This is a genomic window from Streptomyces sp. NPDC050508 (assembly GCF_040655155.1).
GTDB lineage: Bacteria > Actinomycetota > Actinomycetes > Streptomycetales > Streptomycetaceae > Streptomyces.
On sequence record NZ_JBFAJJ010000010.1, the window covers coordinates 356558 to 372687 of the forward strand.

General features: G+C 68.6%; 16 protein-coding genes. 6 read left to right on the forward strand and 10 right to left on the reverse strand.

Annotated features, from left to right (window positions below):
• Window positions 1–73: 73 nt before the first annotated feature.
• From AB0I69_RS28790 to AB0I69_RS28810, 5 genes are all read right to left on the reverse strand, one after another.
• Window positions 74–1219: a DUF475 domain-containing protein gene (locus AB0I69_RS28790; protein WP_363098611.1), complete on the reverse strand. Its 1146-nt coding sequence runs from the start codon at window positions 1217–1219 to the stop codon at window positions 74–76.
• A gap of 152 nt (window positions 1220–1371) precedes the next feature.
• A complete protein-coding gene (locus AB0I69_RS28795; protein ID WP_363098612.1) occupies window positions 1372–1947 on the reverse strand; it encodes a TerD family protein in 576 nt (191 codons plus the stop codon).
• Between the two features lie 129 nt (window positions 1948–2076).
• The gene (locus tag AB0I69_RS28800; protein WP_363098613.1) at window positions 2077–2652 is read right to left on the reverse strand and encodes a TerD family protein; all 576 of its coding nucleotides are present in this window, start codon (window positions 2650–2652) and stop codon (window positions 2077–2079) included.
• Between the two features lie 113 nt (window positions 2653–2765).
• The gene (locus AB0I69_RS28805) at window positions 2766–3224 is read right to left on the reverse strand and encodes a peroxiredoxin (protein ID WP_363098614.1); all 459 of its coding nucleotides are present in this window, start codon (window positions 3222–3224) and stop codon (window positions 2766–2768) included.
• A 139-nt stretch (window positions 3225–3363) separates the two neighbouring features.
• The gene (locus tag AB0I69_RS28810) at window positions 3364–3801 is read right to left on the reverse strand and encodes a DUF3052 domain-containing protein (protein ID WP_019060358.1); all 438 of its coding nucleotides are present in this window, start codon (window positions 3799–3801) and stop codon (window positions 3364–3366) included.
• A gap of 362 nt (window positions 3802–4163) precedes the next feature.
• Between AB0I69_RS28810 and aceE the strand changes: the two genes are divergently transcribed.
• Both aceE and AB0I69_RS28820 read left to right on the forward strand, forming a co-directional pair.
• A complete protein-coding gene (gene aceE / locus AB0I69_RS28815; RefSeq protein ID WP_363098615.1) occupies window positions 4164–6896 on the forward strand; it encodes a pyruvate dehydrogenase (acetyl-transferring), homodimeric type in 2733 nt (910 codons plus the stop codon).
• 112 nt (window positions 6897–7008) lie between these two features.
• Window positions 7009–7770, forward strand: coding sequence for a potassium channel family protein (locus tag AB0I69_RS28820; protein ID WP_363098616.1), 762 nt, complete (start codon window positions 7009–7011; stop codon window positions 7768–7770).
• Here AB0I69_RS28820 and AB0I69_RS28825 read toward each other — a convergent pair.
• Complete coding sequence (locus AB0I69_RS28825; protein WP_363098617.1) at window positions 7753–7998, reverse strand: DUF4190 domain-containing protein; 246 nt, start codon at window positions 7996–7998, stop codon at window positions 7753–7755. The genes AB0I69_RS28820 and AB0I69_RS28825 overlap by 18 nt on opposite strands.
• A gap of 223 nt (window positions 7999–8221) precedes the next feature.
• Complete coding sequence (locus tag AB0I69_RS28830; RefSeq protein ID WP_363098618.1) at window positions 8222–9841, reverse strand: MFS transporter; 1620 nt, start codon at window positions 9839–9841, stop codon at window positions 8222–8224.
• Between the two features lie 47 nt (window positions 9842–9888).
• Here AB0I69_RS28830 and AB0I69_RS28835 point away from each other — a divergent pair, with 47 nt between their 5' ends.
• From AB0I69_RS28835 to AB0I69_RS28845, 3 genes are all read left to right on the forward strand, one after another.
• Window positions 9889–10560 carry a TetR family transcriptional regulator gene (locus AB0I69_RS28835; protein WP_363098619.1) on the forward strand — a complete coding sequence of 224 codons (672 nt, stop codon included), beginning with the start codon at window positions 9889–9891 and terminating at the stop codon, window positions 10558–10560.
• Window positions 10561–10653: 93 nt separating this feature from the next.
• Window positions 10654–11886, forward strand: coding sequence for an alpha/beta hydrolase (locus tag AB0I69_RS28840; RefSeq protein WP_363098620.1), 1233 nt, complete (start codon window positions 10654–10656; stop codon window positions 11884–11886).
• 58 nt (window positions 11887–11944) lie between these two features.
• The gene (locus AB0I69_RS28845) at window positions 11945–12793 is read left to right on the forward strand and encodes a DUF4429 domain-containing protein (RefSeq protein WP_363098633.1); all 849 of its coding nucleotides are present in this window, start codon (window positions 11945–11947) and stop codon (window positions 12791–12793) included.
• Window positions 12794–12864: 71 nt separating this feature from the next.
• Here the strand turns inward: AB0I69_RS28845 and AB0I69_RS28850 are convergent, their stop codons facing one another.
• Together AB0I69_RS28850 and AB0I69_RS28855 are read right to left on the reverse strand one after the other, a co-directional pair.
• Entirely contained in the window at window positions 12865–13881 is a 1017-nt protein-coding gene (locus tag AB0I69_RS28850) for an aldo/keto reductase (RefSeq protein WP_363098621.1), read from the reverse strand.
• Window positions 13878–14342: a MerR family transcriptional regulator gene (locus tag AB0I69_RS28855; protein WP_363098622.1), complete on the reverse strand. Its 465-nt coding sequence runs from the start codon at window positions 14340–14342 to the stop codon at window positions 13878–13880. Before AB0I69_RS28855 ends, AB0I69_RS28850 begins: the two co-directional genes overlap by 4 nt.
• Before the next feature lie 95 nt (window positions 14343–14437).
• On the opposite strand from AB0I69_RS28855, the gene AB0I69_RS28860 reads away from it, so the two are divergent.
• The gene (locus AB0I69_RS28860) at window positions 14438–15262 is read left to right on the forward strand and encodes a serine hydrolase domain-containing protein (RefSeq protein WP_363098623.1); all 825 of its coding nucleotides are present in this window, start codon (window positions 14438–14440) and stop codon (window positions 15260–15262) included.
• Window positions 15263–15273: 11 nt separating this feature from the next.
• On the opposite strand, the gene AB0I69_RS28865 is transcribed toward AB0I69_RS28860, so the two are convergent.
• On the reverse strand, window positions 15274–15933 hold the full coding sequence (locus tag AB0I69_RS28865; RefSeq protein ID WP_363098624.1) for a pirin family protein: 660 nt from the start codon (window positions 15931–15933) through the stop codon (window positions 15274–15276).
• Window positions 15934–16130 lie beyond the last annotated feature (197 nt).

Here is a 16130-nt window from a genome sequence, read left to right on the forward strand (position 1 = left end):
GTCGGGGCGGCGAACCGAGGGCATGTCCTCCGGCCGCCGCCCCGAACAGAGCGTTCCCTTACCGGGGAGCTTGTCACACCCCGGACGGGACCTCAGTCTTCTCGTCCGAGCCGGCTTTTCCCTCGGCTTCCGCGAGGGCGTTGTTCCGGCGGACCGAGGACCAGAAGGACCAGCCGATCAGGACGACGCCGACCAGGCCGGTGATGACCTCGTTGATCTGGTACTGGATGGTGACCATGAGGATCACGGCCAGGGCGCCGATCGCGTAGTGGGCGCCGTGCTCCAGGTAGACGTAGTCGTCGAGCGTGCCCTGGCGGACCAGGTAGACCGTCAGGGAGCGGACGTACATCGCGCCGATGCCCAGGCCCAGTGCCATCAGCACGATGTCGTTGGTGATGGCGAACGCGCCGATCACTCCGTCGAAGGAGAACGAGGCGTCCAGGACTTCGAGGTACAGGAACATGAAGAACGCGGCCTGGCCGGCGAGGACTACCGCCGAGCGCTGCTTGCCGGTGCGCGCGGCCTCTTCCTGCTCCTCGTGCTCCCGCTCCTCCTCTTCTTCGAGCTTGTCCTCGAAGTAGCCGGAGAGTCCGCCGACGATCATGTACGTGATCAGGCCCGCGATGCCGGAGATCAGAACCGTCTGGGCCTTGTCCGCGTGGGCGCCGCCGTGCTGGTGGGCGTGGACCGCGAAGGTCATCGACGTGACCAGCAGGGCGATCAGCGCGATGCAGACCGACAGCATGTCGACCTTGCCCAGCTTGGCCAGCGGGCGCTCGATCCAGCGCAGCCACTGGATGTCCCGGTCCTCGAAGATGAAGTCCAGGAAGATCATCAGCAGGAACATGCCGCCGAAGGCCGCGATCGCCGGGTGGGCGTCGGTGACCAGCTGCTGGTACTGGTCCTTGTCGGTCAGCGCCAGGTTGACCGCGTCGATGGGATTCTTCTTGGCGGTGACGGCGACGATGACGACGGGGAACACCAGCCGCATGCCGAAGACGGCGATCAGGACACCCACCGTGAGGAAGATCTTCTGCCAGAAGGCGGACATCTTCTTCAGGATCCCGGCGTTGACCACCGCGTTGTCGAAGGACAGCGAGATCTCCAGGACGGCCAGGATCGCCACGATGCCGAAGGCTTCCCACCCCCCGTAGAACGCCGCTGCGACGAGGCCGAGCGCGGTGACCGCGAACGACCAGCCGAAGGTTTTCAGAAGCACTGGCTACCCAATCGTGTGTTGGGGGTCCCCCAGACGAAGTCTGGGGGAGGTTCTCCCCCCGCGCCGCACTCGGCTTTACTTAAAATTTGACGTCGAGCACTGAGTCTAAAGGGAGACCCCGCCGACCGGGACAGCCGGTGTGGACAACGCCTTTACGAGACGTTGACCCCGAAGTCCATCGCGATGCCCCGCAGTCCGGACGCGTACCCCTGCCCCACCGCCCTGAACTTCCACTCGCCCTGGTAGCGGTAGAGCTCGCCGAAGATCATGGCCGTTTCGGTGGAGGCGTCCTCGGAGAGGTCGTAGCGGGCGAGTTCCTGGCCGTCGGCCTGGTTGACGACGCGGATGAACGCGTTGCTGACCTGGCCGAAGGTCTGGCCGCGGTTGTCGGCGTCGTGGATGGAGACCGGGAAGATGATCTTGTCGCAGGTGGCCGGCACCTTCGGGAGGTCGACCAGGATCGACTCGTCGTCGCCCTCGCCCTCACCCGTGAGGTTGTCGCCGGTGTGCTCCACCGAGCCGTCCGGGCTCTTGAGTTGGTTGTAGAAGATGAACCACTCGTCCCCCATCACCCGCCCGCCGGCGCACAGCAGCGCGCTGGCGTCCAGGTCGAAGTCGGCTCCGGTGGTGGAGCGTGCGTCCCAGCCGAGCCCGATCAGTACGTTCGTGAGGTTCGGTGCGGCCTTGGACAGGGAGACGTTGCCCCCCTTGGCGAGCGTGACGCCCATAGTGCTGGTCCTCCCCGAGGTGATGCTTCTTTGGTTGTCGTGCGCTCCCCCAGCGGGGGACCCCCGGACGCCGCACGCGAACCGTGCGGCGCCCGGGCGGTGAAGCCTCCGTACGTCAGACTTCGGGCGTCAGACGTTGACGCCGAAGTCCTGGGCGATGCCGCGCAGGCCCGAGGCGTAGCCCTGGCCGATGGCGCGGAACTTCCACTCCGCGCCGTTGCGGTAGAGCTCGCCGAAGACCATGGCGGTCTCGGTCGAGGCGTCCTCTGAGAGGTCGTAGCGGGCGATCTCGGCGCCGCCCGCCTGGTTCACCACGCGGATGAACGCGTTGCGGACCTGGCCGAAGGACTGCTGGCGGTTCTCGGCGTCGTAGATCGAGACCGGGAAGGTGATCTTGTCGACGTCGGCCGGGACCGCCGCGAGGTTCACCTTGATCGCCTCGTCGTCGCCCTCGCCCTCACCGGTGGTGTTGTCACCGGTGTGCTCGACGGAGCCGTCGGGGCTCTTCAGGTTGTTGAAGAAGACGAAGTTGGCGTCGCTGGCGACCTTGCCCGCGCCGTTCAGCAGCAGTGCGCTGGCGTCGAGGTCGAAGTCGGTACCGGTGGTGGTGCGGACGTCCCACCCCAGACCGACGATGACCGCGGTCAGGCCCGGGGCCTCCTTGGTCAGTGAAACGTTGCCGCCCTTGCTGAGGCTGACTCCCACGAGTCCTCCATTGGTGTCCAGGGGCGGGGATGCCCCGTAGTGCGTCGGTATCGGATCAACGTCTCGATCCTAGTGACGGGTTCCCGACCCTCGCAGGCCCTGGAACCTAACAATCACAGGGTGTCGAGCGCCTTCACGTACTCGCCCAGGTCGCGCGCGTCCGGCAGGCCGTTGATGACCGTCCAGCGCACGACGCCCTCCTTGTCGATGATGAAGGTCCCGCGCACCGCGCAACCCTTGTCCTCGTCGAAGACGCCGTACGCGCGCGAAGTGTTGCCGTGCGGCCAGAAGTCGGAGAGCAGCGGGTATTCCAGGCCCTCCTGCTCGGCGAAGACGCGCAGGGTGTGGATGGAGTCGTTGGAGACCGCGAGGAGTTGGGTGTCGCGGTCGGTGAACTGCGGCAGGTTGTCGCGCAGGGAGCACAGTTCGCCGGTGCAGACGCCGGTGAAGGCGAAGGGGTAGAAGAGCAGCACCACGTTCTTCTCGCCCCGGAAGTCGGACAGCTTCACGGTGGCGCCGTGGTTGTCCTTGAGCTCGAAATCGGGGGCCTTGTCGCCGACCTGGATCGCCATGTCGTCCTGCATCCCTTCGGTGGGGCTGTTCGGGTGAGTCCACCCGCCGACCCACCCTACGCAGCGATCACCGCATGCGGACGGACGGGCTGGCGTGGCCAGCCCGTCCGGGGTTCAACGATCGAGGTACCTCCGGGGCCTACCTCTTGGACTTGGCTGCCTTGGGCGTCACCAGCCGGCTGCCACTCCAGTCCTTGCCCACGCTGACGCTCTTGGCCGCGGAAAGGCCCGCGGTCGTGGCGGCTTCCGAGATGTCGCTGGGCTCGACGTAGCCGTCACGGCCGGTCTTCGGCGTCAGCAGCAGGATCGAGCCGCCCTCCTCGACGTACGAGATGGCGTCCACCAGCACGTCGGTCAGGTCGCCGTCCTCGTCGCGGAACCACAGCACCACGGCATCGGCGACGTCGTCGTAGTCCTCGTCCACCAGGTCGCTGCCGATGACTTCTTCAATGGCCTCGCGGAGTTCCTGGTCTACGTCGTCGTCGTAGCCGATCTCCTGGACCACCTGCTCGGGCTGGAACCCCAGCCTGACGGCAGGGTTCGTCCGCTCCTCCGCGTGGTCCGCGGTCGCGCTCACGGGTTGCCTCCTGATCATGTCTTGATGAATGTCCAGCATCGCGCGTGCGCGAAGCATTGGCCGTAGTCCACACGGACGGGCCGGATCGCGCAAGTACCCGGCGATTCGGAACGCCGAAACGGTGACGATCCTGGCCGTGTCGCCGCAACTCCAGGCACGCTATCGCGACCGCTGGTGACGTACACCACAGCGTTCTGCCCGGTTTGCACGTTTGAGAACCCTTCGAGGGTACGCGACTCGAATGACTTTGCTAAACGAGTCACGGTTACCTCACGGTAGAGATGACGATTACCGCCCTGCGGTAGACCATGGGGAACGGTGCAGCCCCCTCACCCAGCTCCCTCTGACAGGTAAGGAACAGCGTGGCTTCCGGATCCGATCGCAATCCGATCATCATTGGCGGCCTTCCGAGTCAGGTTCCTGACTTCGATCCCGAAGAGACCCAGGAGTGGCTCGACTCGCTCGACGCCGCCGTGGACCAGCGCGGCCGTGAGCGGGCCCGCTATCTGATGCTCCGGCTGATCGAGCGGGCCCGCGAGAAGCGCGTCGCCGTGCCCGAGATGCGCAGCACGGACTACGTCAACACCATCGCCACCAAGGACGAGCCGTTCTTCCCCGGCAACGAGGAGATCGAGCGCCGGATCCTGAACGCCACCCGCTGGAACGCGGCCGTGATGGTGTCCAGGGCCCAGCGTCCCGGCATCGGCGTCGGCGGCCACATCGCCACGTTCGCCTCCTCCGCCTCCCTCTACGACGTGGGCTTCAACCACTTCTTCCGGGGCAAGGACCAGGGCGACGGCGGCGACCAGATCTTCTTCCAGGGGCACGCCTCGCCGGGCATCTACGCCCGCGCGTTCCTCCTGGACCGGCTCAGCGAGCAGCAGCTGGACGCGTTCCGCCAGGAGAAGTCGAAGGCGCCGTACGGACTGTCCTCGTACCCGCACCCTCGGTCGATGCCGGACTTCTGGGAGTTCCCGACCGTGTCCATGGGCCTGGGCCCGCTCGGCGCGATCTTCCAGGCGCGGATGAACCGTTACATGGAGGCGCGCGGGATCGCGGACACCTCCAGGTCACACGTGTGGGCGTTCCTCGGCGACGGCGAGATGGACGAGCCGGAGTCGCTCGGCCAGCTGTCGATCGCTGCGCGCGAGGGCCTGGACAACCTGACGTTCGTCGTCAACTGCAACCTCCAGCGGCTCGACGGCCCGGTGCGCGGCAACGGCAAGATCATCCAGGAGCTGGAGTCGCAGTTCCGGGGCGCCGGCTGGAACGTCATCAAGCTGGTCTGGGACCGCACCTGGGACCCGCTGCTGGCCCAGGACCGCGACGGCGTGCTGGTGAACCAGCTCAACACCACGCCGGACGGCCAGTTCCAGACGTACGCGACGGAGACCGGCGCGTACATCCGCGAGCACTTCTTCGGGCACGATCACCGGCTGCGCGCGATGGTCGAGAACATGACCGACGACCAGATCCTGCACCTGGGGCGCGGCGGGCACGACCACCAGAAGGTGTACGCGGCCTTCGAGGCGGCCAAGCAGCACCGGGGCCAGCCGACCGTCGTCCTCGCCCAGACGGTCAAGGGCTGGACGCTGGGCCCCAACTTCGAGGGCCGCAACGCCACGCACCAGATGAAGAAGCTGACGGTCGCCGACCTCAAGGGCTTCCGCGACCGGCTGCACCTGCCGATCACCGACCAGGAGCTGGAGTCCGGCGCGCCGCCGTACTTCCACCCGGGCCGGAACTCGGAGGAGATCCAGTACATGCACGACCGGCGCAACGCGCTGGGCGGCTACGTCCCGACGCGTGTCGTCCGCTCGAAGCCGCTGGTCCTGCCCGAGGACAAGACGTACGCGAGTGTGAAGAAGGGGTCAGGGCAGCAGTCGATCGCCACCACCATGGCGTTCGTACGGCTGCTCAAGGACCTCATGCGGGACAAGGAGATCGGCAGGCGGTTCGTGCTGATCGCGCCGGACGAGTACCGCACGTTCGGTATGGACTCGTTCTTCCCGAGCGCGAAGATCTACAACCCGCTCGGCCAGCAGTACGAGTCGGTGGACCGCGAACTGCTGCTCGCGTACAAGGAGTCACCGACCGGGCAGATGCTGCACGACGGCATCTCGGAGGCGGGCTGCACCGCCTCGCTGATCGCGGCGGGTTCCGCCTACGCGACGCACGGCGAGCCGCTCATCCCGGTCTACGTCTTCTACTCGATGTTCGGTTTCCAGCGCACCGGTGACCAGTTCTGGCAGATGGCCGACCAGTTGGCGCGCGGTTTCGTGCTGGGCGCGACCGCGGGTCGTACGACTCTGACCGGCGAGGGTCTGCAACACGCGGACGGCCACTCGCAGTTGCTGGCGTCGACCAACCCGGGGTGTGTCGCCTACGACCCGGCGTATTCGTACGAGATCGCGTACATCGTGCAGGACGGGCTGCGGCGGATGTACGGGCCGGACAGTGAGGACGTCTTCTACTACCTCACCGTCTACAACGAGCCGATCCAGCACCCGGCCGAGCCTGCGGACGTCGATGTGGAGGGCATCCTCAAGGGCGTCCACCGCATCAGTCAGGGTGCGGCGGGGACGGTTCCGGCGCAGATCATGGCGTCGGGTGTGGCTGTGCCGTGGGCGATCGAGGCGCAGCGGATCCTTGCCGAGGACTGGAACGTGCGGGCCGATGTGTGGTCCGCGACCTCCTGGAACGAGCTGCGGCGCGAGGCGGTCGAGGTGGAGCGGCACAACTTGCTGCATCCCGAGGAGGAGCAGCAGGTTCCTTATGTCACGCGGAAGTTGAGCGGGGCGGAGGGGCCGTTCGTGGCCGTTTCGGACTGGATGCGGTCGGTTCCTGATCAAATCGCTCGGTGGGTGCCCGGGACTTATCAGTCGTTGGGGGCTGATGGGTTCGGGTTCGCGGACACGCGGGGGGCGGCTCGGCGGTTCTTCCACATTGACGCGCAGTCGATTGTGGTGGCTGTGCTGACGGAGTTGGCGCGGGAGGGGAAGGTTGATCGGTCTGTGTTGAAGCAGGCGATCGATCGGTATCAGTTGCTGGATGTGGCTTCGGCTGATCCGGGTGCGGCGGGCGGAGACGCGTAGTCGTTTGTCGGGTGCGGGTGCGTGGGGGCTGGTCGCGCAGTTCCCCGCGCCCCTGAAGGGCGGCCCCTTCGGGGCGCCCATCGGGGTGCTCCCCGCCACCTAACATGCCGTCATGAAGCAACAATCGGCGCAAGCCCGTTGGGAGCAGCGGACTCAGCGGCCGTTGCTGGCGCTCGCCGTTGCGTTTGCCGTGGCCTATGCCGTGCCGATCGTGGACTCGACCGCCGGGCATCGTCTGACGACGGTGTGCACGGGGGTCGAGTGGGTGGTGTGGGGGGCGTTCGCCGCCGACTATCTGATGCGGCTCGCGATGTCCCGGGACCGGCGGCGGTTCGTGCGGACGCACTGGATGGACCTGTGTGCGGTGGTGCTGCCGATGCTTCAGCCGCTGCGGCTGCTGCGCATGGTGTCGACGCTGATACTCGTCGGGCGGCGGGCGCGGATGGCCTCGCAGATCCAGCTGACGACGTATGTCGCCGGCGCGGTGATCGGGCTGCTGATGTTCGGCTCGCTCGCGGTGCTGTCCGTGGAACGGGACTCGCCCCACGGGAACATCCGGACGCTGGGTGACGCCGTGTGGTGGTCGTTCACGACCATGACGACCGTGGGGTACGGGGACCACGCGCCGACCACCGGGCTGGGGCGGATGATCGCCGTCGGGCTGATGCTGTCCGGTATCGCGCTGCTCGGTGTCGTCACCGCGAACATCGCCACGTGGTTCATCGCCCGGTTCGAGAAGGACGACGTGGAGGAGCGGCGGCAGACGGAGGCCATCGAGGCGCTGACGGAGGAGGTGCGGGCGCTGCGGGCGCAGGTGGCGGCGCTGTCAGAGGTGCCGAGTCTGGTCAGCCCCGGTTCAGAAAAACGTCCATAGAACCGCGGCCACCGTGTCTATCGCGCCCAGGACCAGGGCCACCAGGGCCATCGCCCGGCGTGAGCCCGTCCACCTGCGGCCCATGGCCAGCCAGCCGCAGATCACCGCGATCGGGCCGAGGACGATCCCCAGGGTGAAGAAGCCCGCGACCGCGCAGACCAGTCCGACAATGCCGAGCGTCGCGCGGTCCGGCCCGGTCCGTTGCTTTCCGTTTCCGAAGCCCGTCATCGTCAACTCCCTGGGCGTTCATGCCAGTTCGGTCACCAGACGAATACCCCCGTACGCACGAAAAAAGCCTGCTTGCGCGCTGCCCCCCTCCGGCAGCGCGCCGCAGACCACTCGTCCTCCCTGCCCTGCGGAGGACTTGACCCACTGTGACCTGCGGCGCGGGCCGGGTGCCAGGAATCTTTAGCGGAGTCACCCTGATAGGCGAACTCGGCCTGGAAATGGGTTAGATGTGCGCCGCGCCCGCGCCCGCCTCCACGTTCTCGCCGCGCTTGGTGAGGAGTGCGACGAACACCGCGACCACCGCTACGCCGGCGGCGACGAGGCAGGCCAGGCTCATGCCGGAGATGAACGTGTCGTGGGCGACCTGCGTGATCTTCGCGGCGATCGCCTCCGGGGTGCCCTTGGCGACCGGGGCGACGCCGACCTGTACCGCTTCGGCGGCGGCGTCCAGTTGGGGCTGGGTGAGCTTGGGCAGGCCCGCGTCCGCCCAGTTGCCGGGCAGGTCGCTGTCGACGCGGGACGCCATGACGGCGCCGAGGACGGCCGTACCGAGGCTGCCGCCGATCTGCATCGCGGCCTGCTGGAGACCGCCGGCGACGCCGGAGAGCTCCATGGGCGCGTTGCCCACGATGACCTCGGTGGCGCCGACCATCACCGGGGCGAGGCCGAGGCCCAGCAGGGCGAACCAGATCGACATGACCGCGCTGCCGGTGTCCGAGGTGAGGGTGGACATGCCGAACATGGCGATCGCGGTGGCCGCCATGCCGCCGGCCAGCGGGATGCGCGGGCCGAGCTTGGTGATCGCCGCGCCGGCCAGCGGGGAGCCGACGATCATCATGCCGGTGAGCGGGAGGAGGTGGAGACCGGCGTCGATGGGGCTCATGCCGTGCACGTTCTGCAAGTAGAACGTCACGAAGAACAGGCCGCCCATGAAGGCGATCGCCATCAGGACCATCAACACGACGCCTGCGGACAGCGGGACCGAGCGGAACAGGCCCAGGGGGATGAGGGGTTCCGCGACCTTCTGCTCCCAGAACGCGAACAGTGCGAAGCCCAGCACCGAAACGGCGAGGAACGACCAGGTCGTGGCGGAAGCCCAGCCCCAGGTCGGCGCCTTGATGAGGGCCCAGACGAGGCAGAACATCGCGCCGGAGAGCAGCGCGATGCCGAGGATGTCGAAGGAGCGCGGCGCGTTCTCCGCGCGGTGGTCGCGGAGGATCAGCAGGCCGAGGACCAGCGCGATGGCGCCGACCGGCACGTTGATGAAGAACACCGACTGCCAGTTGACGTGCTCGACGAGTACGCCGCCGAGGATCGGGCCGCCCGCGGTGGAGGCGCCGATGACCATGCCCCACAGGCCGATGGCCATGTTGAGCTTCTCGGCCGGGAAGGTGGCCCGCAGCAGGCCGAGCGCGGCCGGCATCAGCAGCGCGCCGAACAGGCCCTGGAGCACGCGGAAGGTGACGACGAACGCGATGCTGTGGGAGAGGCCGATGGCGCCGGACGCGAGGGCGAAGCCGCTCACGCCGATCAGGAAGGTCTGGCGGTGGCCGAAGCGGTCACCGAGCTTGCCGGCGGTGATGAGGGAGACCGCGAGGGCGAGGAAGTAGCCGTTGGTGATCCACTGGACGTCGGCGAAGCTGGCGCCGAGGTCCTTCTGGATGGCCGGGTTGGCGATCGCGACGATGGTGCCGTCGAGGGCCACCATCATGACGCCGACGGCGACGGTTATGAGGGTGAACCACGGGTGGCCGCGCAGCCCCGTGGAGGGCGTCGGGTCGGACGGGGCGGCCGGCGCCTTGTCCCCCGGCCCCGTCGCGCTGATGGTGGTCTGACTAGTCATGCGTTCGAGGCTAATGTCAGCCGCTGACAGTTGACAAACAGGTTCAGATGTCGGCGACTGTCAACAAGTACGAGGAGAACAGCATGGAGACGTTGCGCGAGCGCAAGAAGGCCCGTACGCGGGACGCGCTGCTGCGCGCCGCCCTGGAGCTGTTCACGACCAAGGGGTACGAACAGACCACGGTCGACGAGATCGCCGGGGTCGTCGACGTCTCGCAGCGCACCTTCTTCCGCTACTTCGCGAGCAAGGAGGAGGCCGCGTTCTTCGTGCCCCGGCTCACGGAGACGCACTTCGTGACGGCCGTCCGCGCCCGCCCGCCGCACGAGGCCCCGCTGGAGGCGCTGCGCCGGGCCGTGCTGGAGAGCTGGGACACCATCAACGAGGCGATTCAGCAGGTCGTACCGCTGGACCTGCACATGCGCACCTACCGGGTGATCGAGTCGACGCCCGCGCTGCTCGCCGCGCATCTGCGGCGCTCGCAGGAGCTGGAGGAGGAGCTGGCGCGGATCGTCGCCGAGCGCGAGGGGCTCGACGTGGACACCGACCCCCGGCCGCGGCTGGTGGTGGCCGTCTTCGGCGGGGTGATGCGGGTGGTGGAGCGGATGTGGATCGCGGGGGACGACCTCAGCATCGAGGCGATGCGGGAGCTGACCGCCGACTACCTCGACGGGGTGGGACCGGCGCTCGCCGGGAACTGGCGCACGAGTCGCACAAGGTGAGTCGTACTGAGTTTCTCGTCACGTACCGCTGAAACGTGATCCCCGTCACTCGGTTAACGCGAGACCCTCTCGTTCTCCTAGTGTGTCCTCCCAGTGACTTCCTTCGACTCCTCCCCCACGCTGAACGCCTGGCGCGCACTGGCCGCGCTGGCCGTGGTGTTCGTGATGCTGGCGACCACCGGCTGGACCGCGGTCCGCAGCCACCCCGGGAAAACGGCACTCCAGGCCTCCCTCTCCGCGTGGGAGCACGGCCGGATCGACGGGCACGCGCTGCCCGACCCGGACGCCTCCCCGACCCGGCTGGCCCGTTTCTTCGCCTCGCTCACCGCGCAGCAGCGGACGCGCCTCGCGCACCGCTATCCGCTCGCGGTCGGCAACATGAACGGCGCCCCGGTCTCGCTGCGCTACCGCGCCAACCACATCGCCCTCGACCAGGCCCGCAAGGTCGAGAAGAAGCGCACGCACGACAGCCGTCTCACGCCCCTCGGCAAGCAGGAGGCGGGCCGCCTCATGCACCGCTTCGAGGCGCTGATGAGCGATGACCGCCACATCCTGGCCTTCGACCCCGAGGGCTCGGGCCGGATCGCCGAGGTCTTCGGCGACCTGGACACGGCGCAGCGCGTATCGGTGATCGTCCCCGGGGTCGACACCGACCTGCTCACCTTCCAGAAGTCGTACAAGGAGTACTCGGCGCCGGTCGGCATGGCCCAGAACCTGTACGCGGCCGAGAACTCGGCGAAGTCCGCGACGGACACGACCGGCACGCGGACGGCCGTCATCGCCTGGGCCGACTACACGGCCCCCGGCGGCCTCGGCATCGACTCGGCCACCGCAGGGCGCGCCGAGGCTGGCGCCGTACGGCTGAACGCGCTGGTGCGGGCGCTGCCCGGCACCTCGCAGGTCGCCCTGTTCTGCCACAGCTACGGCTCCGTGGTGTGCGGGGTCGCCGCGCACGAGCTGCCGTCGCGGGTGACCGACATCGCGGTGGCCGGCAGCCCCGGCATGCGGGCCTCCAAGGCCTCCCACCTGCACACGCTCGCGCGGGTGTGGGCGATGCGGGACGCCGACGACTGGATCCAGGACGTGCCGTACATGGAGGTCGGCGGTTTCGGGCACGGCGAGGACCCGGTGTCCGACGCGTTCGGCGCGCGGGTGCTGTCGGCGAAGGACGCCAAGGGCCACACCGGATATTTCGCGTCGGGCACCGACAGTCTCGCGAACTTCGCCGACATCGGGGTTGGCGCGTACCGCGCGGTGACGTGCGCGCACGAAGGTGACACCTGTCGAGAGGGTTTGTCCGCCGCCCAGGCGGCCGGACGCGCGTAGAAACAGCAGGAAGTGCGGTCTGCGCGGGGATGGGACGGAGGAGCGTGTGCCGCCTACGATGAGCCGCATGGGTGACGTACTGGCCGGATTTCATGCCGCCTGGGAGTTCGAGTCCGACTCCGTGCTCATCCGCTACGAACGCGGCATTCGAACACCCAAGCTATTTCAGGCGCTCGGTGAACGCCGGATCCCCTACGAGGCGATCGAGACGGTGACGCTCGCCCCGGGTCGGCGCGGCACGGTCGTGCTCCGCGCGGAACCCCGGGCGGGCGCCGACCCGCTGATGGAGGCGGCCGCGGGCCAGCTGAAGGAAGGGTGCGACCCGTACCGGCTGGTGCTGCCGGCCGAGCGCGAGACCCTCGCCGAGTACTACGCCGACGAGTTGCGTGCGCAGCTGAAGCCGGACGACGGGGCTGCCGAGAGGTTTCTCGTGGCCGCGCCGGAGGTGCCGTTGCGGTTCAAGGCGTACGACGGGAAGGCGACCTTCGACGGGAAGACGGTGTCGTTCCGGTGGTTCTGGACGGGGGCGTCGTCCGCGAAGTGGAAGGCCGGCGACCAGAGCTTCGCGGTCGCCGACCTGAGCGGGGTCGAGTGGCGGTCGCCCGAGGTTTTCGAAGGGCATCTACGGCTGTTGCGGGGGGCTGCGCCGCTTGTGCCGGTCGATCAGGATCCGGCGGCTGTGGTGTTCGGGTTGGGATATGGGCCCGTGCATGAGTCGTTGCCGTTCGCGGCGGCGGTTCTTGTGGCGGTGCGGTCCGGGCGGTCTGCGGCTGTGGTGCCGGCCGCTCGGCGTGATCCTGCGGATATCGCCGAGCGGATTCGGCATCTGGGGGAGCTTCATCAGGCGGGGCTGGTGACGGATGACGAGTTCGCCGTGAAGAAAGCGGAGCTGCTGGCAGAGCTTTAGCCGCGGGTCCGTCGTGGCTGGTCGCGCAGTTCCCCGCGCCCCTTAAGGGGCGCTCCAGTCGGCGGCGTTTTCTACTCCCGGCTTGATGAAGCGAACGACATGTCCGCGTAGCGGTCGCCCGCCACCTTCCCTGCGATCGGCTCCAGCAGGCTCAGTTCGTCGTCCGTCAGGACCATCCTCGTCGCCGCCGTGTTCTCCTCCACCCGGCCGGGCTTGGTGGTGCCGGGGATGGGGACGACCGGGAGGCCGTGGACCTGGGACCGCTGCTGGACCCAGGCCAGGGCGATCTGGCCGAGGGAGGCGCCGTGGGCTTCGGCGACCGTGCGGATCGGGTCGAGGAGCGCGCCGTTGGCCGCCGCGTTCTCGCCGGTGAAGCGGGGCTGCGTGCGGCGGAAGTCGCCCTCCGTCAGGTCCTGTTCGGCGCTCGCGAAGGAACCGGTGAGGAAACCCCGGCCGAGCGGCGAGTACGGCACGACCGCCACGCCCAGCTCGACGGCGGCGCCGACCACGCTGATCTCGACGTCACGGCTGAACAGCGACCACTCCGACTGCACGGCGGTGATCGGGTGCACGGCGTGTCCGGCCCGCAGTTCCGCGCCCGTGATCTCGCTCAGCCCGAGGTGCTTCACCTTGCCCTCGGCCACCAGCTCCGCCATCGCGCCGACGGTGTCCTCGATCGGGACGGCCGGGTCGCGGCGGTGCATGTAGTAGAGGTCGATGACGTCGATGTCGAGGCGCTGCAGGCTCGCCTCGACCGCCTGGCGGATGTACGGACGGTCGTTGCGGATGACGCGCCGGGTGGGCTCCCCCGGCGGGGTCGTCAGGGCGAACTTCGTGGCGATGACGATCTCGTCGCGGTGCGCCTTGAAGAACGGCGACAGGAACCGCTCGTTCTCCCCCAGGCCGTACATGTCCGCCGTGTCGTACAGCGTCACGCCGAGCTCCAGCGCCCGGTCCAGGGCGGCCCGCGACTCGTTCGCGTCCGAGGGGCCGTAGGCGTAGCTCATGCCCATGCAGCCGAGCCCCTGTACGCCGACCTCGGGGCCGTCCGCGCCGAGTCGTGCGGTCGGGATCGTGCTGTCGGTCATCCGGCTTTCTCCTTCTCGTATGCGTGGCCGGCGTCGCCGTAGAAGGCGATCTTCCGGTCGAGTACGGCGAGTGTGTCCTGCAGTTCGGCGATCCTGGCCAGGACGTCCCGTCGGGTCGCCTCCAGGAGCTCGAAGCGGTCGCCGTAGGTGTGGTCGCCCTCGCGCACCAGCTCGGCGTAGCGGACCATGTCGGCGACCGGCATGCCGGTGAGGCGGAGTTTGCCGACGAGGTCGAGCCAGTCGAGGTCGCGGTTGTTGTAGCGGCGCTGGTTGGTGTGCGAGCGGTCGATGTGCTGCATCAGTCCGATGCGCTCGTACCAGCGCAGGGTGTGCGCCGTCAGGCCGGTGAAGGCGACGACCTCGCTGATCGTGTAGCTGTCCGCGCCGTCCGGACGCCGCTCACCCTGCGGCGGGCCCGCGCAGCTGTCGGTCCTGGCACCTGTGGTCTCCATCACCGTCATGACCACCACGCTATGGCCTTGGAGTGCACTCCAAGCAAGCGGAACCGGTAAGAATTCCGCCGGAGCCGCACCGCTGAGCGCATAGGCTCGACGGCATGTCCTTGCAGAGCCTCGCGTTGATCGAGAACTGGCCGGTGCCGACCGTGGCGACGGGTGTCGTACGAGCCGACGGAACCCTTCTCGGGACCCACGGCCCGGTCGGCCAACGCTTCCCGCTCGCCTCGGTCACCAAGCCGCTCACGGCGTACGCCGCTCTCGTCGCGTACGAGGAGGGGGCGATCGAACTGGACGAACCGGCGGGCCCGCCCGGCTCCACCGTCCGCCATCTCCTCGCCCACACCTCGGGGCTGGCCTTCGACGAGCACCGGGTGACGGCGCCGCCCGGGGAGCGTCGCCTGTACTCGAACGCGGGCTTCGAGCAGCTCGGCGACCACATCGCGAAGGCGACGGAGATCCCGTTCGCGGAGTACCTGCATCAGGCGGTCCTCGCCCCCCTCGGCATGAGCTCAACAACCCTCGACGGCTCCCCGGCGAAGGACGGGATCTCGACGGTCGAGGACCTGCTCCGCTTCGCCGCCGAGATCCAGGCCCCGCGCCTCCTCGACCCCCGTACGGTCGCCGAGGCGATGACGGTCCAGTACCCCGGCACCAAGGGCGTCCTGCCGGGCTACGGCCACCAGAACCCCAACGACTGGGGCCTCGGCTTCGAGATCCGCGACTCCAAGTCCCCGCACTGGACGGGCAGTTCGTCCTCCCCACGCACCTTCGGCCACTTCGGCCAGTCCGGTACGTTCCTGTGGATCGACCCGGCGGCGGGCGCGGCCTGCGTCGCGCTGACGGACCGGGCGTTCGGGCCGTGGGCGGTCGAGGCGTGGCCGGCGTTCACGGACGCGGTACTCGCCGAACTCCCCGAGCGCTGACTCCCCGAGCGCTAGGACATCTCCCACAGCAGCAACTCGACCCCGGTCGCCGCCTCGGCCACCAGATCCCGTGCGTCCGTGATCCGCGCCGCGTCCCCCGGCCCCAACTTCTCGCCGCCCAGCCGCACTTCACCGCGCACCACATGGACGTACACATGCACTGCGTCCGGTACGGCCGTGCGCTCGCCGGGCACAAGACGGCGCACATGCAGCATCGCACCCGCCTCCGGCACCGCGTACGGGGTGGAGTCGGCGATGCCGTGGACTATCTCGTACGACGGTTCGCCGCCGGGTTCCAGCGGGGCGAGCCATATCTGCACGAAGGTCAGGGGCGAGTCGCTGTCGTTGCGCTCGACGTGCCGCACACCGGCCGCCGAACTGAGGCGCTGGACGTCGCCGGGGCGGACGCGGGTGAGGTGGCCGGTGGAGTCGCGATGGCTCAACTCCCCTTCCACGACCCAGGTGATGATCTCGGTGTGGCTGTGCGGGTGCTCGTCGAACCCGGCGCCGGGAGCAAGCCGTTCCTCGTTGCAGGCGATGATCGCCCCGAACCGGAGGTTGTCGGGCTCGTAGTGCGGCCCGAAGGAGAAGGCGTGCCACGACTGGATCCCGGCCTGCGGGTCACCCCCTGGGTAGCGCTCGGCGGAGCGCCGTACGTCCATCACGCTCATAACGGTAGCCCTGTGGGAGACCTACGGCGTCCGGCCCGACCCACGGTGAGGGCCCACCAAGTCCCACTGTCCCCACGCGCCGGCCGAGAGGGAGCCGTAGGGGCGCGCCGGTGTCGAGAGCCCCAGCGCGCGGAGGCGCGCACCTCGACATGATCGAGGCGGAGCTGAAGCAGTACGGCGGGCTCGGCAACCGCCCG